Genomic DNA, 21590 nt, shown 5'->3' with positions numbered 1-21590 from the left:
GTAGAGAAAACCGCTGTAGATAGAAAAACAATGGATCCTTCGGTCACTAACAAATTCGTATAAAGGAGATGAAGAAATGAAAAAGAAAAATCTTGTGTTCTTACTTGTTTTGACCTTGTTTGGTGTACTGATGGCAGCGTGTGGCGGAGGGGACGATGCTCCTAATGCTTCAGCGGATAGCAGCAAGACTTATGAATTTGATTTGAATGTCTCCGCATCGGCATCCAGTACATTTGTCAAGGAAGTGGCAGAGCCGTGGGCGGAATATGTCGAAGAAAAATCGGACGGCCGATTGAAAGTGAATGTATATTCTGGTGCGGCATTGGGATCATTTAGCACAAGTTATGCGGATATTAAAGGGAATGTATATGAATCAGGCTTCATCATTCCAGGCTTATTTACAGATACTGATCTATTCCCTCTTACAATTGGTGATATCCCGTTTCTATTGCAATCACCCGAAGTTGCGGAGAAAGTCCTAACGGAATATATAAATGAACATGTAACAGAAATCTCAGATGACGTGACCTTCATCAGTGTTACTTCTACAGATGCCTTCCAAATATTTGGGAAAGAACCGATGAAAAAAGCATCCGATCTTAAACACAATAAAATTTCCGATACGGTTGCTGGTCGAATCGAATTGTTCAAAACTTTGGGGGCTACGCCGGTATCCATGACAAACACGGAATTGTACGAGTCGCTTGAACGTGGTATTACAGACTTATCCGTCTACACAGCAGTAGGTGCACTTGGTTATAAATTTGACGAAGTGACGAATTGGATGACTAAAGTGGACCTGGCTGTCAGCGTATTGCCGTTCTTTGTCAGCACGGAGTTTTTAGATTCACTGCCTGAAGACCTACGAGACCAATTCATTACCGATATTGGGCCGAAATATACTCAGCTGGCAACGGAAGTCTATACAAATGATGCAGAAGCTAGCATAGCCAAATATGAAGAGCTTGTTTCAGATCGGAATGGAGGCGTTTACATTCCAACGGAAGAAGAGTTGAAGGAATGGAAAGCGCCGATCAAGAAGCAAATGGACGATTGGGTAGCGGAAGCGAATAAGCGTGGTTACGACGGACAAGCCATGATGGATACGTACGTAGAATTACTGAAGAACGAAGGGGTCATAGTTCCGGAATAAGAAACACTCGGCAAAAGTGCATAATGGATATGCACTTTTGCTTCCTATAAAAGGGGGGAGAGAATATGACAATCATTAATAGATTCATCAAGGGACTTGCATTCATCAATGCATACATAGCGTATGGGGCCTTACTCTTCATGATGGCTTTTGTCGGACTTGCAGCAATTTCTAGGGCGTTCAACCATCCAATTATCGGGGATATGGAACTCGTTCAAATAGCGATGGTCGCTTTAGTCGTCGGGTCTATGGCATATACCGAGTTTCGAAACGGGCATGTTGAAGTAGGAATTCTGGTAGATAATTTCCCTCCGTTTATTCAAAAGATATTGAATATCTTTTCTCTGGTTTTAACAGTGATTTTTTGTGCTGTTGTCTCGTATGCCTTTATCGTAAAATTTGACCCTATGCATTCATCTGTCTTACTGGGGATTAAATTTTACCCGCTCAAAATCTTGCTCATTGTCGGGTTTATTGCATGGGCTTTAGTGGCACTTCAAAAGACCATCGTGTTACTCACATCCAAAGAATACAAGAAATTTGACGAATAGGGGGGATATGGATGGGTGTAGAAATGGTAGGGGTTTTAGTCATTGTTGCTGTGTTTCTCTTGATGTTTTTACGAGTACCTATTGTTCTGTCGATGGCTCTCCCTTCATTTGTGGCCATTTTGTACTTGAAGAGCAGTAATACTTTATTTACATCAATAGAAAGCGTCATTTGGGAACAGAGTTATAACTACACACTAAGCACGATCCCTCTATTTGTTTTAATGGGCCAATTATTATTTGTTTCCGGATTCAGCGATGAGTTATTTCAAACGTTCCGGAACTGGTTTGGTCGTCTCAAGGGCGGATTGGCTATGGCGACGATCGGCGCTTCTGCAGTATTTGCCTCTTCGTCAGGTTCCAGTCTAGCAACGACAAGTACAATCGGACTTGTATCATCGAAAGAGATGCTAAATAGGGGCTATTCCAAGATGCTGACAGGCGGTTCGATCGTGGCTGGAGGAACGCTCGGTATATTAATCCCACCTAGTACGATGTTCATCATCTATGGGATGATTACAGAACAGTCAATTGGAAAACTGTTGATTGCAGGCATCGTGCCAGGTATTTTGTTGACTCTTTTCTTCATATTAACTATTTACTTGGCAATTTTAATCAATCCTAAACTCGGCCCGTCCGAGGGGGAAGCCAAAGTCTCTTGGAAAGAAAAGTTTCGGTCGATTAAGTCCAATATTTGGATCATTTGTTTATTTATTGTGGTCATGGGCGGCATTTACTTTGGTTGGTTCACAGCAACGGAGGCTGCAGGGATCGGTGCGTTAGGTGCATTCCTGATTGCGTTGATGCGCAGAAAGTTAACGAAAGCGAGTTTGTCGGAAGCTGTATTTGGTACAATTAAAACAACCGGGTTCATTTTTGCCATTGTGTTTGGCGCATTTGTACTGAACTATGTGTTGACCATCACCCGTGTGCCGAATCTGTTAGCGGATTTTCTATTCTCTAGCAATCTATCGCCATTTACTTTCTTCCTTTTGCTCGTAGTGATGTATCTGATACTCGGTGCCATCATGGATACATTGGCGATGGTGGTCGTGACGATTCCAATTTTGCTGCCGACCTTGGCATTGTATGATTTTGATTTGATCTGGTTTGGTGTGATTATTGTGCTACTTGTGGAAATGGCCTTGATCTCGCCTCCAGTTGGCATGAACTGTTTTGTATTACGCGGAGTTGTGAAGGAACTCGATTTAGGAAGCATTTTTAAAGGGGCCTTTGTTTTTGCGGTTCCGATCATATCGTTAATTTTTTTACTATACTTTTTCCCGGATATTGCAACATTCCTGCCGAATGCTGTGAAATAGAGAAGGGGGACATCCATGAAAATCAATTCAGTAACAGGTGCATTGGATCTCGATAATCTAGGCTATACATTGATTCACGAACATATGAGAACGAGATCCGAGGCGGTGGCGGTTCAATTCCCCCATTTGTACGATGAACAGGAGGAGTTTGAATTAGCTGTAAGGCAAGTCGCTGAGGCGAAGCGTTTCGGTGTAAAAACGATATTTGACCCGACCGTGATGGGGCTGGATCGGGATGTCCAACTAATGAAACGAATTTCTAGGGAAACAGGGGTGCAAATTATTCCGGCAACCGGTGTGTATACTTTTAATTTTCTCCCTTCCCGATTTGCGGTAAATAGCATCGCCTTTTTGGCGGATCAGTTTATTCGGGATATTGAAGTCGGCATACAAAACACGGGGATTAAAGCTGGGTTTCTGAAGTGTGCGGCAGATGCACAAGGGATTACTCCTGACGTGGAGAAGGTCATTCGAGCGGTCGCGCGTGCCCACTTGCAAACCGGTTTGCCTATTATGACGCATTCGCATCCCGCCACGGAAACGGGACTCAGACAAGTAGAAATCTTCAAAGAAGAGGGCGTCAATATGGGGCGGGTTTTGATTGGCCACTGCGGAGACACTGATAACCTTGAGTATATCGAAAAAGTTCTCGATTACGGAGTTTTCATCGGGATGGACCGTTATGGGCTCACCAAAGCGTTATCAACCGAGAAGCGGAATGAGACGGTCAAGAAGCTGGCCGATAAAGGATATGCTGACCGGATGTTCCTATCCCAAGATTATTGTTGCACCACTGATATGTATAAGCCGAACCATTTGAAAAAAGAAGCGTATCCAGATTGGTCTATGACGTTTTTATTGAGAGAGGTTATTCCAACATTATTGGAACAAGGAATAACGGATGAACAAATCCAGATTATGATGGTTGAGAATGTAAAGTCTTGGTTTAGCAAATGAGGCATACCTCAACTAAGAAATTTGCATCGATGCTCTGATGAATTAAAGGAGAAACGCTCCATTCTTTGGCATGCAGTCAAAGAAGGGGCGTTCTTCCTAGGATGAATGAGGAAGTGGCGACCAGAACAGAGACTTCGGCTTTCATCAAAGTGGCGGCTTCCCTGTTTTTCAAAGGATGAATAAAAAGTGTACAATACTAATCAGTTGGCAGGCAACGAATGCTCAACTGATTATTTATTTTCCGGGGGAATGGAGTGGAGTTTCAATGCTGAAAATATTAGTTGCGGGTTCTTATCCGCTCGTAGATTATATGAAGCAAGAAATTCAGAAAAGAAGAGATACGATTAAAGAACTAACAATCCAAGAAGTTGAATCAACACATATTTTAAACCATCCTCAATATATTGGCAGCGAGGACGTTCTAATTTGTGGTGTCGTATTGGCGGAGAGATTAAGAAGTATGAATGTCAGAGGCCGTATTATTCCGTTGCGGTTACAGACAAAAGACTTTTTAAATGCTTTGATCGAAGCATCCAATTACTCGAAAAAAATCTGCATCGTCAATTACTATAAGGAGTTTATCGAGTCCAACACTGTCAATGACCAGCATTTAAATAATATATTAGGACTGAATATTCAGCAACGTGTCTATACAACAAGAGAACATGCCGCTGAAGTAATTCAATCCTTATCTGCCGACAAAGATTTGGTGGTCATCGGTTCGGGCTTAATTGTAAACATGGCTAAGGAAGCCGGCATGCAGGGGGTGCTTTGGTATGGCGATGAAACGATTAAACTGGCGGTAGATATTGCTTTTAATATTTTGAATGCTAGAGTGGTCGAAAAGAGCAACCTGAAGCGGCTTGAGTTGATCATGGAGAATTTCCAAGAGGGCGTGATCAGTTTAAATGTCACAAGCCGAATTATAAGTATGAACCAGGCAGCCATCAATTTCTTGGAATTGGACGATTTGCATGACCCGACTTCACTGCTGATTACAGACATCTTGCCCGAGAGTGAATTTCTAGGAGCCTTGCAGTCGCAGAAAGTCCTGTCGGATGTTGTGATGAATTATAAAGGTAAAAACTTTTTGGTGAATACTCATTTGATATATGTCGATGGTCTTCTGGATGGTATGGTAGTCATATTTTCGGATGTTGAATTGTTGCAACAAAAAGAGAATAAGGTGCGGCGCAAGTTAAATACTAGATTTGAGGGGGCAAAATATAATTTCTCAGATATTATTGGAGAAAGCCCGCAAACAATGAAGGTTATTTCAAAGGCTAAGCAATTTGCCCGAACCCATTCCAATGTGCTGATTTTAGGGGAGACCGGGACGGGGAAAGAGCTGTTTGCCCAAAGCATCCACAACGCGAGTCAACGAGCCAAACACCCATTTGTCGCTGTAAACTGCGCGGCTATCCCGGAAAATCTTTTAGAAAGCGAATTCTTTGGTTACAGTGAAGGTGCTTTTACAGGAGCTTCAAAGGGCGGGAAGGCAGGGCTGTTTGAAGTGGCTCATAACGGTACAATTTTCCTCGATGAGATCGGGGAATTACCATTAAGCATGCAGGCCAAATTATTGCGTGTACTGCAAGAGAAAATGGTGCGCCGCGTCGGTAGTGCCACCGCAACGCCAATCAATGTACGTGTGATTTCTGCAACCAACGTGAATTTAATCGAAAGCATCCAAGCGGGAGAGTTTCGCGAGGATTTATATTATCGGATCGCTGTGCTCAATCTCTTTTTGCCGGAACTGAGAAATCGCAGAGAGGACCTGGGCTTATTGTTAAAACATTTCACCAAGTACCATTACCCGCAATATTATCCAATGGTGGAGAAATACTATTTAGATGTACTTCCACTGCTCGAGCAGCATCAGTGGAAAGGGAATGTGCGCGAGTTCGAAAATACGATTGAGAGATTGTATGCGTATGTAGAAAACCCAAATAAAACTTCGAGGGAAATGTTTCTCGGTTTTTTGCAGGAAGCGATTGAGGAAAACTTCTTCTTACTGGGACGTGGCGAGGAGGATAATCATTCATTTCACCAGGCATTAAAAGAAGTGGAGATTGCAAAAATCCAGGAAGTATTAGAACAGACGAATGGTAATAGACAAGAAACGGCCAGAATATTAGGAATCAGCAGAAGTACTTTATGGAGGAAGTTGAGTGAGGCGGGAATTAAGTAACCAAAAGAGGAGCTAAGTGAAGTGACAGCTTGTAAACAAGCGGTTGGTAAAAACGTGCGATCTGAAAGGCGAATAAAACTTCTGCATCTGCAACCAATCGGCCGCCAGATACAGAAGTCTTCGCGAAAATCATATGTTGCACGTCATATAACCTCTCGAGCCCGCAGCTCTTTAATGGTTTCTTCTGTATAGCCGAGATCTTGTAATACATCATTTGTATGTTCACCTAGCAATGGGGGAGCATACCGTACAGTCGGCGGGGTTTCTGAAAACTTTACCGGGAAAGCCGGTACTTTCAAATCCGGTATGTTCGGGTGCTCTATTTCGACCATCATTTCTCTAGCGATGACTTGGGGGCTCGTCATGACTTCTTCAATGTTTTGAATTTTGCCGCATGGTACTCCAAATGACTCCAGCCTTTCGATGATGTCCGCGCTATCAAGTTGAGAGAATCGTTCACTGATTAAACTCTCCAATTCCTCTCGGTATTGGACACGGTTGTAATTCAAAGTATAACGCTCATCGCTTCCCAAGTCATGCCATTCGAGAGCCTGGCAAAACTTTTTCCATAATCCATCATTTGCGACAGCCACTACGACAATTGCATCTTTTGCATGAAAGCCGCTGTACGGAACAAGGGAGGCATGAGCTGTTCCCATTCGTTTCGGATATGTACCATTAGCCATATAGCCTGTAGCCATATGATTTAACAGGGCAACTTGACAATCGAGTAAACTAACATCTAAATATTGTCCAACATCATTTCTTTGGACTCCCATCAAGGCACTGACAATTGAAAACGCTGCAAATGTGCCGGTAGACAAATCTGCAATAGACATGCCGGCTTTCGCAGGCTCCTCTTCGGTCCCTGTAATGCTCATGAGACCGCTGATTGCCTGCAATAATACGTCGTAACCAGCTTTATCCTTGTCGGGCCCAGTCCGTCCAAAACCAGAGATTGAGCAAAAGACGAGCTTGGGGTTGATCTCCTTCAAGACTTCGTAACCTAATCCTAGTTTCTCGATTGTCCCGGTTCGGAAGTTTTCAATGACCACATCGGCATCTTTAACAAGTTGTTTTACAATCTCCACCCCTTCTGGAGATTTCAAATTTACCGTAATGCCTCGTTTATTACGGTTTGCTGATAGGAAATAGCAGCTTTCCTCATTCCATTTTGGGGGAGTGAATCGTCTTGATTCATCTCCCGATTTTGGCTCTTCCACTTTAATGACGTCCGCTCCCATGTCTGCCAGCAACATGGTCGTATAGGGTCCGGCTAACGTCCGGGATAAATCGATTACACGAAAACCTTCCAAAGGCAGTTTCACGGCTATCCCTCCTAATGATTCACGATCTAACTTGACTATATTTATTGAATTCCTTTATAAGCTGAGAAGCAATAATGTTTTTCTGGATTTCTGACGTACCTTCGTAAATTTTGGTGATGCGTGCATCACGGTAATAGCGTTCAATCGGATACTCGCGGATATAGCCGATACCACCGTGAATTTGAACCGCCTTGTCTGCGATTCGGTTATATACTTCCGATCCTAGCAATTTTACCATGGCGGCTTCCTTAATGACTTTCTTGCCGGAATCGACCAAGTTTGCCACATGATACGTTAGGGCGCGTAAAGATTCGATGTCTAGCGCCATCTCCGCCAAATAGTGCTGGATGATTTGCTGTTCTATAATTGGCTTTCCAAACTGGGTACGTTCACTGGCATATCGAATAGACATTTCCAGTAGTTTTTGGCAGGAGCCTAAATTACGGGCAGCCAGACCGGCACGGCCATTTGCCAAAATTTTGAGTGCGTTGACATAACCTAATCCCTCTTCGCCTAGTACATTCTCAATGGGGACTTCGCAATCCTCGAAAAACACTTCGGCTGAATGTGAGCCGCGCAAGCCCATTTTTTCTTCGTGTTTGCCAATCACCAAGCCTTTAAAGTCCTTTTCGACGATGAAGGAGGTGATCCCTTTAGCACCTTTTGATTTATCCGTTACTGCCATCACGGTAAACACTTGGGCTTCGGGAGCGTTTGTAATATAGTGTTTTGAACCGTTTAATATAAACTTATCGCCTTTACGGACTGCTGTTGTTTGCAATGCGGTGGCATCCGACCCCGCACTTGGCTCGGTCAATGCAAAGGCTCCAATATATTCACCAGTTGCCATTTTCGGAAGGTATCTACGTTTTTGTTCTTCGTTTCCAAGCTCGACGATGCCGACCGAACCGATGCCGGTATGTGCGCCGATCAAGGTCGTATATCCATTGCTCGTTCTTCCTAATTCTTCGTAAATGCCGCATTTACCGACCATATTTAACCCAAGGCCGCCGTATTCTTCGGGAATACTGAGACCAAACAATCCCATTTCCTTGCTTAACGCAATGATCTCTTCGGGGATTTTATCTTCCCTTTCAATTTGATCCGCATATAAATCTACCTTATTGTCAATAAAGTCCCTTACGCTGATTTTCATATCCAAAATTTCTTCTTGAAAAATAGTTACCATGCCGTTCATCCTTTGCTTAGATTTTTCTGTCGGCGTACTTCTTCCTCTAAAATCGGCAATCCCATTGATAACGAATGGTAGCCGAGGGAGGAGGTGAGCTGGAATACTTCCAGAAGCTCGCCTTGCGTAGCACCATGCTTGAGAGCATTTTCAATATGCACTTCAATGCCCTTTTCAAATAAATGCGTTGTGGATGAATCGATTGCAATATAGATGAATTCAATTATCTTTGGTTCAAGTATCCCGCGGCGCATGGGCTCTGTCAGAAACTCATAGTAGTATTGGAAAAACGCGGTATCCATCTGAATCAAGTCATCTCTGAATTGATTCCAATAGCCCATCGTCTTGATGAACTGTTCTTTTAATTGCTCGCGTTCGCTGTGATTGTGGGATTCGTCTATCAATTGTCCAGAACCTCTGAAATGTTGCATCATAATTGGAACGCCAACTGCGCACGTATGGACGCCTAAAATACTAACTACTTTCAAAACTTCGGAAATCTCTTCTTTTGTGGCCCCGAGTGATAATGCTTTTTGGATATGAGTCCGGGTTGCCTCGGCATACAAATGAGTGGGGGAGGCGCTGATGGCAATATTGAGAAGTTCTTTGATCTTCGGCTCGAGATATCCGTTTCGCCAAGGCGACGAAACAAAGTTTTTGTAAATTTCCAAGAACTCCGGATCATCGGCCAACAGTTGTTCAACTTGCTCATCCCAGTATGCCTCGTGGCTGGAAGACTGGACTTCCTTTACATGCTTGCCGTTCATGATTGACTACCAAATTCTAAAGGAACCGCGCCTACTTTCCGTTTAAAATAAAGCATCGGATCCAATTCGGATTTTTCAATATCAATGACTTCACCGATTAAAATATAATGATCTCCCGCATCAACTTCTTGGACTTTTTTGCATTCCAATGATGCAAAGGAACCTGTTAAAATCGGCAATCCGTTTTCTGAAAGGGACCAATCCTGTTTCCCAAATCGATCCGCTTCTGTTTTGCTTGCAAAGGTCCAGCAGGCTTCCGCTTGGTCTGCGGCCAAAATGTTCACTGCAAACTTATCGGCTGGGCCAAATGCTGAGTAGCTATTGGCACGTTTGTCGATGCACCAGAGGACAAGCAGTGGCTCAATCGAGACAGAAACAAATGAATTGGCAGTGAGGCCGATAGGATTACCCTTTTGATCTATTGTAGTGATGACCGTGACACCGGACGGATAGCTTCCCATGACTTCTTTGAATAGCTGTTCGGACATTTCCTTATTTTTCACTTTCATGATAGTTCCACCTTTCCCGCATGGATTTGTTTCAAAACTGTAGTGTACCGATCTATAAATGAATCGACTTCTCCAAGTTTCAACTCTCCCGTTAACCGGTTCTCTTTATTAAAATCCGATGATAAAACAAACAGGTATTCAGGCAGTGACCACATTTTCAAGTAACTGGCAATCGGTTTTACATAGTTTTCGATCGCTAAATAGTGAAGGGGATTTCCGCCATTCGCTGCGAATGCTGTAAATTTATCTGAAAATGCGGAGACGGGCACTAATTCAAACAGATTCTTGAGGGCGCCCGGCATGGAGCCGTGCAAAATGGTAGTCCCGATGAGAAATGCGTCGGCTTCTTCAATCTTGCGGATAACCTCTTTTGTATCACTGCCGTATTGCTCTGTTGGGCGACCATCACAAAGTTCAAGCGAGTATTCCTTTAGATCGACGAGATCCGTCTCACATTCGGGATATTGTTGCTTCACTTGCTGCATGAGATGCTCGACAAGAACACGGGTCTTCGAACCGACGAGTGTACCGCTAATTCCAACCACTTTCATTAGACATCCTCCTCAAATTTAAGGTGCTCCTGTCACGTATAAGGTCTGACCCGTAATATAGCTGGCCTGTTCTGACGCCAAAAATAGAATGGCATAGGCTACGTCTTCCGGTTTGCCAGTACGGCGGATCGGATTGTGCTGTATGAACGCTTCTTTTGCCTTCTGAAAATCAGCAATGCCCCGTTTCGCCGCCGAATTTGCAGAGACAAGACTCATTTCAGTATCAATAAAACCTGGAGCAATTGCATTCACATTGATGCCTTTTGGTCCGAGTTCCATCGACAGTGAACGTGTGATGCCTTGCACGCCTGCTTTGGCAGCCGCATAGTTGACACGACCCACAGCCCCTAGAGCGGCTTGGGAAGAAATAAGGACAATCTTCCCAGTGCCCTCTGCTGACATATAAGGGGCTGCCGCCTGGCATATCAAGTAGCTTCCTTTCAAGTTCACATCAATGACAACATCCCATTCTTGTTCGGTCATTTGGTCAATCAGGTTATCCTGTAGCACACCAGCACAGTTAATTAAAATATCAATCTGGCCAAAGTGGGCATATGTCTTGGAAACGGCTTCCTTCACTTGAGCTGCTTTTGTGAGGTCAACAGTTTCCGCGATGACTTCAGTACCTGTTTCCTGTAGGTCGGCAACAATCGAGGAAGTGTCCTGGACATCAAAGATTGCGATTTTTGCTCCTTCTTTGGCCAGCAACTGTGCTGTCGTTGCCCCGATACCACGGGATCCGCCCGTAACTATAGCCACTTTATCTTGAAAACGCATTGACAACACTCCCGTTCTGGCAGAGTTTCTCTCTTACACATCCTGTTCGTTGAACCACTGAATTGCCCCTTTAAGGCCATGTTCCTCAATCTTTTGCTGTACTAGTTTGATGCCATCCGCAGTATGGATGATTGCATCTTGCTCAGGGCCGAACATAATGCCTGTGCGGAATCCTTGCAAGTCCATGATGCGGTTATGCGCTTGCTTCTTTAGTTTCAAAATATCCAAAGGCGTCTTTGCAATGCCGCGTGCAATGTTCAAAGCTTCCTCTTCCAACTGACCGGCAGGCACACATTTTGCTGCGATGCCGTACTGCTCCGCTTCCTTACCGTTAATCCGGCTGCCAGCAGTGAGATCAAGCATCTTTGCACGCTGATGCCCGACATGCCAACCCCAATAAATGCCGACAAAGCCGCCGCCAAGCGGCAAGGAAGGGAATCCGAATTGCGTATCTTCATCCGTCACGACGATGTCACAGCAGGCGACTAGTTGTGTGCCGCCCGCAAGTGCATATCCATGGACTTGGGCAATAATCGGCTTTGGATATTCCCAAATACGAATCCAGCGGCGAGTATAAGCTTCAAGTTTATTCTTATCTTCAATGACTGTCGGGATATTGTACTTGGTTACGTCATATCCAACGCTGAACGCTCTTCCATTCCCTTTGATGATCAAGACGCTGACGGAATCGTCTTTTTCCAATAAATCCAACGCTTCATCCAACTCCTCGAACAATGCTGGGTTCAAGGCGTTTAACTTTTCAGGACGGTTTAAGATGATGTAAGCAATTTTTCCTTTTTTCTCAACTAAGATTGCTTTTTCCGTTACAGATTGGTTTTGTGTCATGCTCAGTTCCTCCTCTATAATTAGCTGAATGTCAAATCACCTTTTAGCAAGCTACGTGCGACGGTACGACGGTGGATTTCGGAAGTTCCATCTGGAATGCGCATGAGGCGGGCCATTCGATAGCCGGCTTCCAGCTCCAATTCATTGGAAAGTCCCATACCGCCATGTATTTGAATGGCTTTGTCGTAAACGCGTCCTACCATTTCCGTACAATATGCTTTCACCATGGAAATCTCTTTAGCAGGCGTTTTCTTAGAGTTTTCGATTTTCCATGCGCAGTGCAAAGCCATATTCCGTGCTGCATAAATATCCATTGCGCATTCGGCAATCATATTTTGGATCATTTGATGTTCGGCAATTGGTTTGCCGAAAGTTTTTCGGATTTGTGCGTATTCTACGGCTTTCTTAAGTGCCCATTGTGCCGAACCGATACATTTTCCACTCATACCGAGACGCCCGTTATTAATCCCGTGAATGGCTTTTGTGAAACCATGGTCCACTTCACCGATGACATTCTCGTGAGGCACACGCAAATTATCAATTGTAATGATGGCCGCATCCCCACCAAGCGATCCCATTGTGGCAATTACGGAATCTACCGTAAATCCTTCCGATTTTGTTTCCACAAAGAAGCAAGAGATGCCGCCTTTACGCTGTGCATGTAGTTCTGGATTCGTAATAGCGAACAGCATGCAGTAGTTCGCGTAAGGAGCATTTGAAATCCATTGTTTTGTCCCGTTAATGACCCACTCATCGCCGTCGCGAACTGCTTTCGTCCGGATACCCCAAACGTCGGATCCTGCATCCGGCTCTGTCAATCCGAAACATAGTGTCTCTTCGGCACTTGCAATTTTCGGCAAATATTTTTCCTTCAATGATGGCTTCAATCCGCGCAATACAGGGGTTAATCCATTTGTAAAAGGAGATGGAATAATGACCTGATCGATTAACTTCCGGTTCGGGTAGAATTTATTGATGGCTTCGGCAACGAGAAGGGCAGTAATTGGCCCAAGCTGCTCTCCGCCAAGCTCTTTGTCCCCAAGCATTGTGTAGAAGCCGGCTTTAGCTGATTCCATCCGGACAATTTTCCGGAGTTCCTCTACCTTTGGATGGCGTCGGCCGTCTTCCAAATAGTAATTCCGCTCATTATATAAGAGGTCGTGGTTCTCTTCCTCGAGAGGAATGACCACTTTTTCGATAAATTGCTTTAACGCGTTAATAATTTCTTGTGTATCTTCAGGAATTGTGAAATCCATAGTTATATTCTCCTTTTTAATTAATTGCTATTTTATTTTGTTGTGCGAATGTCATTAAGCCGTCTGCGATTTTGACACCTTGCCCTTTACTGAAAACCATGATGGGATTCAAATCTGCTTCGAGAAGGTCATCATCTAGGCTGACGATTAGTTCACTGAACTTAGCGATGACTTGGCTCAGTTCATCGATGTCTTTGGCAGGCTTGCCGCGGAAGGCTTCCAGGACTTTGCCGGCTTTCAGTTCTGCTATCATTTCTCGTGCATCAGCTGAAGAGATAGGAGCTTTCCTCATGGAAATGTCCTCTAAGACTTCTATATAGATACCACCTAATCCGACAATCACCATTTGTCCAAAAATGGGATCTTTCTTCGAGCCGACGAATAGTTCTGTATAATCCCCTTTGAGCATTTCCTGGATCAGTACACCTTCAAAGGCGGCATCCGCAGTGTCTTCAATTATCTTTTTTAGTTTTCTAAATTCAGAAATGACATGTTCTTCTGATTGGATATTCAAGCTGACGAGGCCTTTGTCCGTTTTATGTAGGATTTGAGGCGACATGCCCTTTAGGACAAGCGGATAACCGATTTTATTTGCATTGATAACCGCCTCTTCCTCGGTAAGGGCTAAAAACTCGTTCGTAATCGGCAAATCAAATTGCTGCAGAAACTGTTTGGTGCCAAATTCAGTCAACACAGTATCCAATTTCGTCATATCGATGTCTTGTTTTTCGATATGTCGAGGAGTAGGGGCATTTTTGAACTCTTCAAATTGTTTCATTGCTTTTAGAACCGTCACTGCTCTAGTAGGGTCTTGCAAAACGAATACGCCTGCTTCGCTGAATGCTTGACTGGATTCAGGACTGTTAATGGTTACTGAAACTTGCGGTATACGTGGGTATCGGTCTCGCATTTTTTGCAAGGAGGCAATACGGCCTTTGATCGAATCATGTTTGAGTCCGGCAAATCCTAAAAAGACGATGGTTGCATCATATTCACCGCTTGATAAAACCGCTTCCATAAAGTCTTCCAACAAATTAGGGAGGTAGGATATTTGCGCAGTTGTATCAATTGGATTTTGAGTTCCGGCAATTGGTAAAATTGATTGTAACTGTTTTTTAACCATTGGAGGCGTTTCGGGCAGTTTAAACTGCTGCTGTGCAAGTTGATCTGCTAATAAAATTCCTACGCCGCCCGAAATGGTAAATACGGCTACTCGATTCCCTTGCAAGGGTGGCAATTGGGAAACGGCATAGGTTACATCCAGAAATTCATCAATCGTCTCGGCTCGGAAGACACCATTTTGGCTGAATATCGTGTCAAATACACGGTCTGAGCCTACAATTGAGCCAGTATGAGACATGGCGGCCTTCATACCTACTTCAGTACGACCAACTTTCAAGGCAACGACAGGCTTCTGATTAGCACGAGCCAATTGGAAAGCTTTAATCAATTTCTCCCCGTCTTGCACTCCTTCGATATAACATGCAATAACATTGGTATTCGGATCGGTCGCCAAGAACTCAATACAATCGGCTACATCAATATCCGCTTCGTTTCCGGTTGCTACGAAATAGCTGAACCCAATATTTTGTTTTCTAGCCAATGTAAATACATGGGAACCGAACGCTCCGCTTTGACTGACAAAGCCGATAGAACTCTTTAAAGGCTTTTCCTCTTCAAGGATCGTAGAAAAAGTTCCATAAAATCCGCTTTCTACGTTGAACAGTCCAAGACAGTTCGGTCCTAGCACTCGAATATTATGCTCTTTTGCAATCTGAAGAATTTTATCTTGTTCCTGTTTGCCGGCTTCTCCGATCTCTCCAAAACCCGCACTGAAAATAACAACGGACTTTACGCCGTGCAAGGCGCACATCTTGAGATTCTTAATAACGACTTGACTAGGCAGTGCAATAATTGCAACATCAACCGGTGACGGCACTTGTAAAATATCTGAATAACAGGTGAGACCATTAATCTCTTCATATTTTGGATTGATTGGATAAATGGCTCCCTTGAAACCATATCGTTGAAGATAGCTTAAAGGCCTTCCGCCAATTTTCTTGGCATCCGGTGAAGCGCCAATAATAGCTACACTTTTCGGATTAAATAACGCTTCTAGATTATTCAAATCAGTTTACCCCCTTCCAATTTCTTTCCATGAGTCAAAGCTAGAGCTTTTTAACAACAAAGCCTTGTTACACTCTCTTTAGAAGCAAGACAGGTGCCAAACTCAATAAAAGAATAAGGAAAAATTTTTAATAGTCTAATTTGTAATAAAGTGTTATTTAAATTGTCATTTTGAAGATTATGTTATGGATATTAACTTATTTTGGTAACGAGGTAATTGAGTAAAGCTGAAACTTTGATGTATGTTCCAACATTACGTTTCATTTTTGAAACAATGGAGTATTGATTGGGAGACCAAGAATGAAAGGAAAAACATAAAAGAGGGATTATCCGACTTTTTAACGAAGGCTTTCGCCACCCACCGCCATTGTAAGGCTGCTTATAACTCAAATGAAAAAAGTGAACCTCGCATCGTGTTTGTAGACTAGACAAACGACGAAAGGAGTTTCACTTGTAAATTTACTCATTGAAAGGAATGGCTAAATTTCGGCAAGTAATCCACCATCCACAACAAACTCCGAGCCTGTTGAATAACTTGATTCATCTGATGAAAGGTACAATATCATATTTGATACTTCATCCGTGCGGCCAAATCGTTGTGCCGGAATTTGCTTTGCCCGATCATCAATTTCTTTTTGACTATTGTAAGCCAGATTCGTTAATTCGGTTCTAATGCTGCCAGGATGGACTGAGTTTACACGAATATTATATTTTGCGAATTCAAGGGCGGCAGTTTTTGTCATTCCTCTTACAGCAAATTTTGAAGCAACATAGGCAATGCTATTTTCTCTTCCTGCTATGCCGAGTATGGATGATACATTCACAATGGATCCGCCTTTTGTTTTTTTCATAGAAGGAAGAACTGTTTTGAGTCCTAAAAAAATGGATAGTTGGTTCACTTCAATTACTTTCTTATATTCTTCCTCGGATAATTCTTCAATTGATCCCTTTATGGACATGCCGGCATTGTTGACAAGAATATGAATGGGCCCAAATGATGCCTCAGTCTCTCTTACAACATTCTCCCAGTCGGAAAGCTTAGATACATCATGCTTGAAAAACTTTGTATGACTTCCAAGTTCTTTTTCCAACTGTTTGCCTTCTTCTTCGAGTATATCGGTAAACGCCACTTTCGCACCTTCTGCGACAAATTTTCTAATATGCGAGGCGCCTAATCCTTTTGCGCCTCCTGTAATAATTGCTACCTTCCCATCAAGTCTTCCCACTATAAAAACCCCTTTTTATAGTAACTATTACTCGCTTCCAGCATGGATTAAAGTTTAATGCCGACAGACACTAACTTTGTTTCCAAATAATCATCCAGCCCGTAAAAGCCGCCTTCCCGTCCTAATCCGCTTTCTTTAACGCCGCCAAACGGTGCTTGTACCGTAAACGGACTGCTGTCATTCGCTCCTACCATTCCGTACTCCAGCTTCTCAGAAACTCGATATACTCTCGATACATCATTTGTATAGAAGTAGGCGGCAAGCCCATATTCAATATTATTTGCCTTCTGGATCACTTCTTCTTCTGAGGTGAAGCGAATGAGCGGTGCAACCGGACCGAACGTTTCCTCGAAGCAAATTTTCATATCGTCCGTCACATCAGCCAACAATGTAGGAGAATAGAAATAGCCGTCTGCGAAATCGCCTTCAGTCAGCCTATGGCCGCCGTGCAGAACTTTCGCTCCCTTTTCTAGAGCATCTGCTACCTGTTCTTCTACTTTTTCAATGCCGCTTTTGTTCGCCATGGAACCGATTTGATTGGATTCGTCTAACCCATTTCCAACCTTAAGTTGTTCAACTTTCTCTAGAAAGCGTTTCGCAAATTCGTCATAGATAGAATCGTGTACATAGACACGGTTGGCACATATACATTGTTGGCCTGTAGAAGCAAATTTGCTGCTGACGACCCCATTTAAAGCCAAATCAAGATCAGCATCCTCAAATACTATGAACGGAGCATGGCCCCCCAATTCCATCGAAACTTTCTTCACTGTATCGGCTGATTGACGTATTAAAATTTTCCCCACTTCTGTAGATCCGGTGAATGAAACTTTCCGAACGACTTTGCTTTGCATAAGGACGTCCCCAATTTCACTCGATTTGCCAATTGTTAAATTCACTACTCCTTTAGGAATCCCAACTTCGTCGAATATTTTAAACAATTCTACTGATGATAAAGGTGCTTCAGAAGATGGTTTAATAATAACTGTGCAGCCCACGGCTAAAGCAGGGCCCAATTTTCGTGCTGTCATTGATAAAGGAAAGTTCCACGGTGTAATAGCTGCAACAACCCCGACAGGCTGGTGGATTACGGTGATGCGTTTGTTAGGTGCGGATGCTGGGATCGTCTCTCCATAGACCCTTCTCGCTTCTTCTGCATACCATTTAAAGAAGGCGATTGCTCCATTAACTTCATTGCGTGCGTTATGGATAGATTTTCCCATTTCTTTCGTAATCACTTGAGCAAGATGTTCTTTCTTTTCTTTGAGTTTGTCTACAATTGCTTCTAAATAAGCTGCGCGTCGATCTGCGGTCAGAGCCGTCCATGCCGGGAATGCGGCTTCTGCGGCTTGGATCGCTTCCTCTGTCTCTTTGCTACCTACCAAATCGACATAATCCACTACTTCACCTGTTGCAGGATTTGTAACGGCCAGTTGCTTGTCTGTTTTAATCCATTGTCCATTAATATACATTCTAAAATTCCTCCTTATTGTGGTAACACTTTGTTGTATATGTTAATAACATCTTCTTTGAGCACTTGTCTTGAGTTAGCTAAAATCATTCGTTGCTCATCCAGTGCATCATTAGCCAACCGTTCCATCACTTCTTCAGTCACGTCAATATTTAAGTAGCTAAAATCATTCGGGATTTCCAAAGATGTAATCAATGATTTGATCAAATCCGGAAGTTTATTCGCGGCAGTCTGATCTTCTTCCATTACTAACTCTCGTCGAAATATCCTGGCAATATCCGCATACTTCCGATAGTTGGAGATTAAGTTGAATTCTACGACGTGCGGCAGGAGAATGGCATTAGCTACTCCATGTGGCACATTATAAATTGCTGACATAGGGTGGGAGCAAGAGTGGACAAGGCCTAATCCGGCTAAACTAAAAGCCATCCCGCCAAGAGTGCTTGCTAAATGAATTTGTGCCCGAGCTTCTAAGTTATTTGGCTGTGCGTAACTCTCCGCTATATTTTCTGTTATCATGCGCATTGCCTGCAACGCTAGTCCGTCAGATATCGGGTGGGCTCTCACGGACGTATAAGCTTCAATGGCATGGACGAGCGCGTCGATAGCGGTGGCGGCGACAATATGTCGCGGCAGGGTAACTGTTAATAACGGGTCGATGAAGGCAATCTTGGGAATTAGATTTGGTGAGGATACCGCACATTTCCGACCTGCCAAATGGTCTGTCACAATCGCAACCGCTGTCACCTCCGACCCCGTACCGACTGTTGTAGGCACCGCAAACAATAGAGGGATCGGATTTGTAATCTCTATTCCTCCTCTACGGAAATCAAGGATATGACCAGTATGCGCCACAACGACGCCGACTGCTTTGGCAAAGTCCATTGCGCTGCCGCCGCCAATCGCCAAAATCATGTCACAGGCATTTTCCGCATATACTTCAGCGCCTCGCATAATAGTCTCCGCCCGCGGATTAGGCTCCACTTCTGAAAAAATGATCGTCTCAATTTTATTTTCTGTTAAAGGGGCAGTAATGGAGTCAATTAATCCAGCCTTAACTAAGCCGACGTCTGTCGCGATGAACACTTTGCTTTTCCTTGCTTGTTGAATCTCACGAAGAAGTTCATTTTTTACAACATTTAAACCGAAACGGACATTTGCGGGGAGGCAAGAATTGAAATTTAAATTTTGCAACATGCTCTAAATCACCCTTTTATAAGTTTGTTTTTGTTACTGAATGTAGCATTGAAGGATAATATAATCTCTTAAGAGACTGCTATTACGATGAATGCCTGTGCTTCAAATTTGTTCATACAAGAGTTTTCAACTTTTCTAGGTCAATTATTGTTTAAGCAAAGGACATGCCAAGCAATAAAGTAATCTGCAAACAATACAAAAAAATGTGAAATAAAAGTATGATAAACGCTTTTAATAGAACGTTTTTAAATAGATTAATTATCTGTATATACCTAGGAGTAGTGTTTCTTTTAGTAAACGCCCGTTTCAATGTGAAACAAATCTATTTTAATGGAATAACAGAAAAGCTTGACAATTATAGCAGTTCATAATAAGATAGACACAACTTTTTTGTTCGGTCAACGGGTAGAAGGTGCCGGGAGCGGTGCCGCCCATAGGACAGATGAGTCTAGTAGAGAAGAGCATAGCTGAGAAATTGATGAATAAGAAGAGTAGCACCGGTGTGCGATTGTAGAGAGTCAGTGGATGGTGGGAACTGATACGCAGCGGGTGTGAATGGGCTTAGGAGAGTCACCGATGACGGCCGTTTTCGGTCTGTTGGAGGTGGACGTGGATCCCGCGTTACGGGATGCATGCACGCTTTTTCAGTAGTGCATTCGAGAGGGAGCGAAGGAGCTCCAATATGAGGTGGCAACGCGGTGAAATCCGTCCTCTGCTAATGGATGAGTCTGTCCATTGGCAGGGGACTTTTTTATTTCCAACTAGTCAACGAGCAGAGGAGAGAGAATGATGAGTGTAGAGAAGACGAGTTTGCGGATGACGATGAAAAAGCTGGAGGGGGATTCCCTGACGCCGATCCTGATTTTCCGGAGATTGCAAGGCAAGCGGAAATTTTTGTTGGAGAGTTCCTCCCTCCATGACGGGCCCGGACGGTATTCTTTCATCGGCGTGGAACCGTTGAAATGTTATCGCGGCGGCAATGGACAAATCGAGGAAATTATCTATGGATCTGATAAACAATATGTTCACGAAGGAGATTTATACACCCTGTTAAAACGGCTCATGCCTCGGGTGACCAATGATCTGGAGTTCCCGTTCACTGGCGGTGCGGTCGGCTACGTCAGCTATGACGCCACGCAGAAGCAGTCCAAAGAAGGGCTCGGAACGCCGGACGTCAACTTCAATATTTATGATTCGATCGTCATTTTCGACCATGTATTGAATGAAGTGACCCTTTTGCACACGCAGATCAATCCCGAACATGGAGCACCTGACCTGGAGGCACTCGCTGAACAGATCATGACGGGCGCGGTGGAGGAAGAGACGGAGTTTTCTCTTTCAGAATATCGAAGCGATACATCGCAAGAGGAGTACGAGGAACTGGTCCGTCAATCGATCGTTCATATCGAACAAGGGGAAATCGAGCAGATTGTCCTATCGAGACGAATGGAAGCCGATTTCGAGGGGGATCCTTTCTCGATTTATCGGAAATTAAGAAGGCGCAACCCGTCTCCTTATATGTACTATATGGAATTCGACGATCATACCGTAATTGGTACGTCTCCCGAAAGTCTCGTCAGCGTATCGGATGGAACCGTGATGACGAATCCGATTGCCGGTACGCGCAGGCGGGGCCGGGATGATGCGGAAGACCAGGCGCTCGAGGAGGAGCTGCGCAATGATCCGAAAGAGCTGTCCGAGCATGATATGTTGGTGGAACTGAGCAAGCGGGAGATGGCGGCTATCTGTGATACGGCAAGCATCGAGATTGCGAGTTATATGAAAACCGTCCGCTATGAACATGTCATGCATCTTGTGTCTGAAGTGGAAGGGGACTTGGCGCCGGGGCTGCATGCGTTGGATGCGTTAAAAGCGACTTTGCCGGCAGGAACGGTTTCGGGTTCGCCGAAGCGGCGGGCGATGGAATTGATTGAGGAATTGGAAAGTGCGGGCCGCGGCATTTACGGCGGGGCGATCGGTTACATCGGCCTCAACGGCAATATCGACTTCGCCTTGACGATTCGCACGATGGTCATCAAGGACGGAAAAGCATACGTCCAGGCAGGCGCGGGCATCGTGGAAGCTTCCATTCCGGCATTGGAGTACAAGGAAACGGTGAATAAAGCACGATCCCTTTTGGAAGTCGTAAAGTAAGACTAGAAAAGCTGAGATGAG

General features: G+C 44.0%; 18 protein-coding genes and 1 other annotated feature. Of the genes, 6 read left to right on the top strand and 12 right to left on the bottom strand.

Annotated features, from left to right (window positions below; genetic code table 11):
- The first annotated feature begins 76 nt into the window (after positions 1-76).
- The 5 genes from MKY41_RS17470 to MKY41_RS17450 all read left to right on the top strand — a co-directional run bounded on the left by MKY41_RS17470 (position 77) and on the right by MKY41_RS17450 (position 6171).
- Positions 77-1153: a TRAP transporter substrate-binding protein gene (locus MKY41_RS17470; RefSeq protein ID WP_340746282.1), complete on the top strand. Its 1077-nt coding sequence runs from the start codon at positions 77-79 to the stop codon at positions 1151-1153.
- A gap of 65 nt (positions 1154-1218) precedes the next feature.
- Positions 1219-1704, top strand: a complete 486-nt coding sequence (locus tag MKY41_RS17465) for a TRAP transporter small permease (RefSeq protein WP_340746281.1) — start codon at positions 1219-1221, stop codon at positions 1702-1704.
- Between the two features lie 11 nt (positions 1705-1715).
- Positions 1716-3023 (top strand): TRAP transporter large permease, encoded by a 1308-nt coding sequence (locus tag MKY41_RS17460; protein WP_340746280.1) that lies wholly within the window; start codon positions 1716-1718, stop codon positions 3021-3023.
- 15 nt (positions 3024-3038) lie between these two features.
- The gene (locus MKY41_RS17455) at positions 3039-3980 is read left to right on the top strand and encodes a phosphotriesterase family protein (protein ID WP_340746279.1); all 942 of its coding nucleotides are present in this window, start codon (positions 3039-3041) and stop codon (positions 3978-3980) included.
- A gap of 265 nt (positions 3981-4245) precedes the next feature.
- Complete coding sequence (locus MKY41_RS17450; protein ID WP_340746278.1) at positions 4246-6171, top strand: sigma 54-interacting transcriptional regulator; 1926 nt, start codon at positions 4246-4248, stop codon at positions 6169-6171.
- Between the two features lie 143 nt (positions 6172-6314).
- Here MKY41_RS17450 and MKY41_RS17445 read toward each other — a convergent pair whose 3' ends face one another.
- From MKY41_RS17445 to MKY41_RS17390, 12 genes are all read right to left on the bottom strand, one after another.
- On the bottom strand, positions 6315-7499 hold the full coding sequence (locus tag MKY41_RS17445; RefSeq protein ID WP_340746277.1) for a CaiB/BaiF CoA transferase family protein: 1185 nt from the start codon (positions 7497-7499) through the stop codon (positions 6315-6317).
- 19 nt (positions 7500-7518) lie between these two features.
- Positions 7519-8688 carry an acyl-CoA dehydrogenase family protein gene (locus MKY41_RS17440; protein WP_340746276.1) on the bottom strand — a complete coding sequence of 390 codons (1170 nt, stop codon included), beginning with the start codon at positions 8686-8688 and terminating at the stop codon, positions 7519-7521.
- Positions 8689-8693: 5 nt separating this feature from the next.
- Positions 8694-9455: a carboxymuconolactone decarboxylase family protein gene (locus tag MKY41_RS17435; protein WP_340746275.1), complete on the bottom strand. Its 762-nt coding sequence runs from the start codon at positions 9453-9455 to the stop codon at positions 8694-8696.
- Positions 9452-9964, bottom strand: coding sequence for a flavin reductase family protein (locus tag MKY41_RS17430; RefSeq protein ID WP_340746274.1), 513 nt, complete (start codon positions 9962-9964; stop codon positions 9452-9454). Before MKY41_RS17430 ends, MKY41_RS17435 begins: the two co-directional genes overlap by 4 nt.
- Entirely contained in the window at positions 9961-10515 is a 555-nt protein-coding gene (locus MKY41_RS17425; RefSeq protein WP_340746273.1) for an NADPH-dependent FMN reductase, read from the bottom strand. The genes MKY41_RS17430 and MKY41_RS17425 overlap by 4 nt, the downstream gene beginning before the upstream one ends.
- Positions 10516-10533: 18 nt before the next feature.
- Complete coding sequence (locus MKY41_RS17420) at positions 10534-11292, bottom strand: SDR family NAD(P)-dependent oxidoreductase (RefSeq protein ID WP_340746272.1); 759 nt, start codon at positions 11290-11292, stop codon at positions 10534-10536.
- Positions 11293-11325: 33 nt separating this feature from the next.
- Positions 11326-12138, bottom strand: coding sequence for an enoyl-CoA hydratase-related protein (locus MKY41_RS17415; RefSeq protein ID WP_340746271.1), 813 nt, complete (start codon positions 12136-12138; stop codon positions 11326-11328).
- Between the two features lie 20 nt (positions 12139-12158).
- Entirely contained in the window at positions 12159-13394 is a 1236-nt protein-coding gene (locus MKY41_RS17410) for an acyl-CoA dehydrogenase family protein (protein ID WP_340746270.1), read from the bottom strand.
- Positions 13395-13410: 16 nt separating this feature from the next.
- Entirely contained in the window at positions 13411-15522 is a 2112-nt protein-coding gene (locus MKY41_RS17405; RefSeq protein WP_340746269.1) for an acetate--CoA ligase family protein, read from the bottom strand.
- A gap of 478 nt (positions 15523-16000) precedes the next feature.
- Positions 16001-16747: a glucose 1-dehydrogenase gene (locus MKY41_RS17400; protein ID WP_340746268.1), complete on the bottom strand. Its 747-nt coding sequence runs from the start codon at positions 16745-16747 to the stop codon at positions 16001-16003.
- A gap of 47 nt (positions 16748-16794) precedes the next feature.
- Positions 16795-18219: an NAD-dependent succinate-semialdehyde dehydrogenase gene (locus MKY41_RS17395; RefSeq protein WP_340746267.1), complete on the bottom strand. Its 1425-nt coding sequence runs from the start codon at positions 18217-18219 to the stop codon at positions 16795-16797.
- A 14-nt stretch (positions 18220-18233) separates the two neighbouring features.
- Entirely contained in the window at positions 18234-19415 is a 1182-nt protein-coding gene (locus tag MKY41_RS17390; RefSeq protein WP_340746266.1) for an iron-containing alcohol dehydrogenase, read from the bottom strand.
- A 469-nt stretch (positions 19416-19884) separates the two neighbouring features.
- Positions 19885-20131, top strand: a binding site (T-box leader).
- Positions 20132-20204: 73 nt separating this feature from the next.
- Here MKY41_RS17390 and MKY41_RS17385 point away from each other — a divergent pair.
- Entirely contained in the window at positions 20205-21569 is a 1365-nt protein-coding gene (locus MKY41_RS17385) for an anthranilate synthase component I family protein (RefSeq protein ID WP_340746265.1), read from the top strand.
- Positions 21570-21590: the final 21 nt, after the last annotated feature.

It is taken from the genome of Sporosarcina sp. FSL W7-1349 (assembly GCF_038003045.1).
Lineage (GTDB): Bacteria > Bacillota > Bacilli > Bacillales_A > Planococcaceae > Sporosarcina.
The sequence above is the reverse complement of the archived record's forward strand: the minus strand, read 5'-3'. Positions and strand labels throughout refer to the sequence as shown.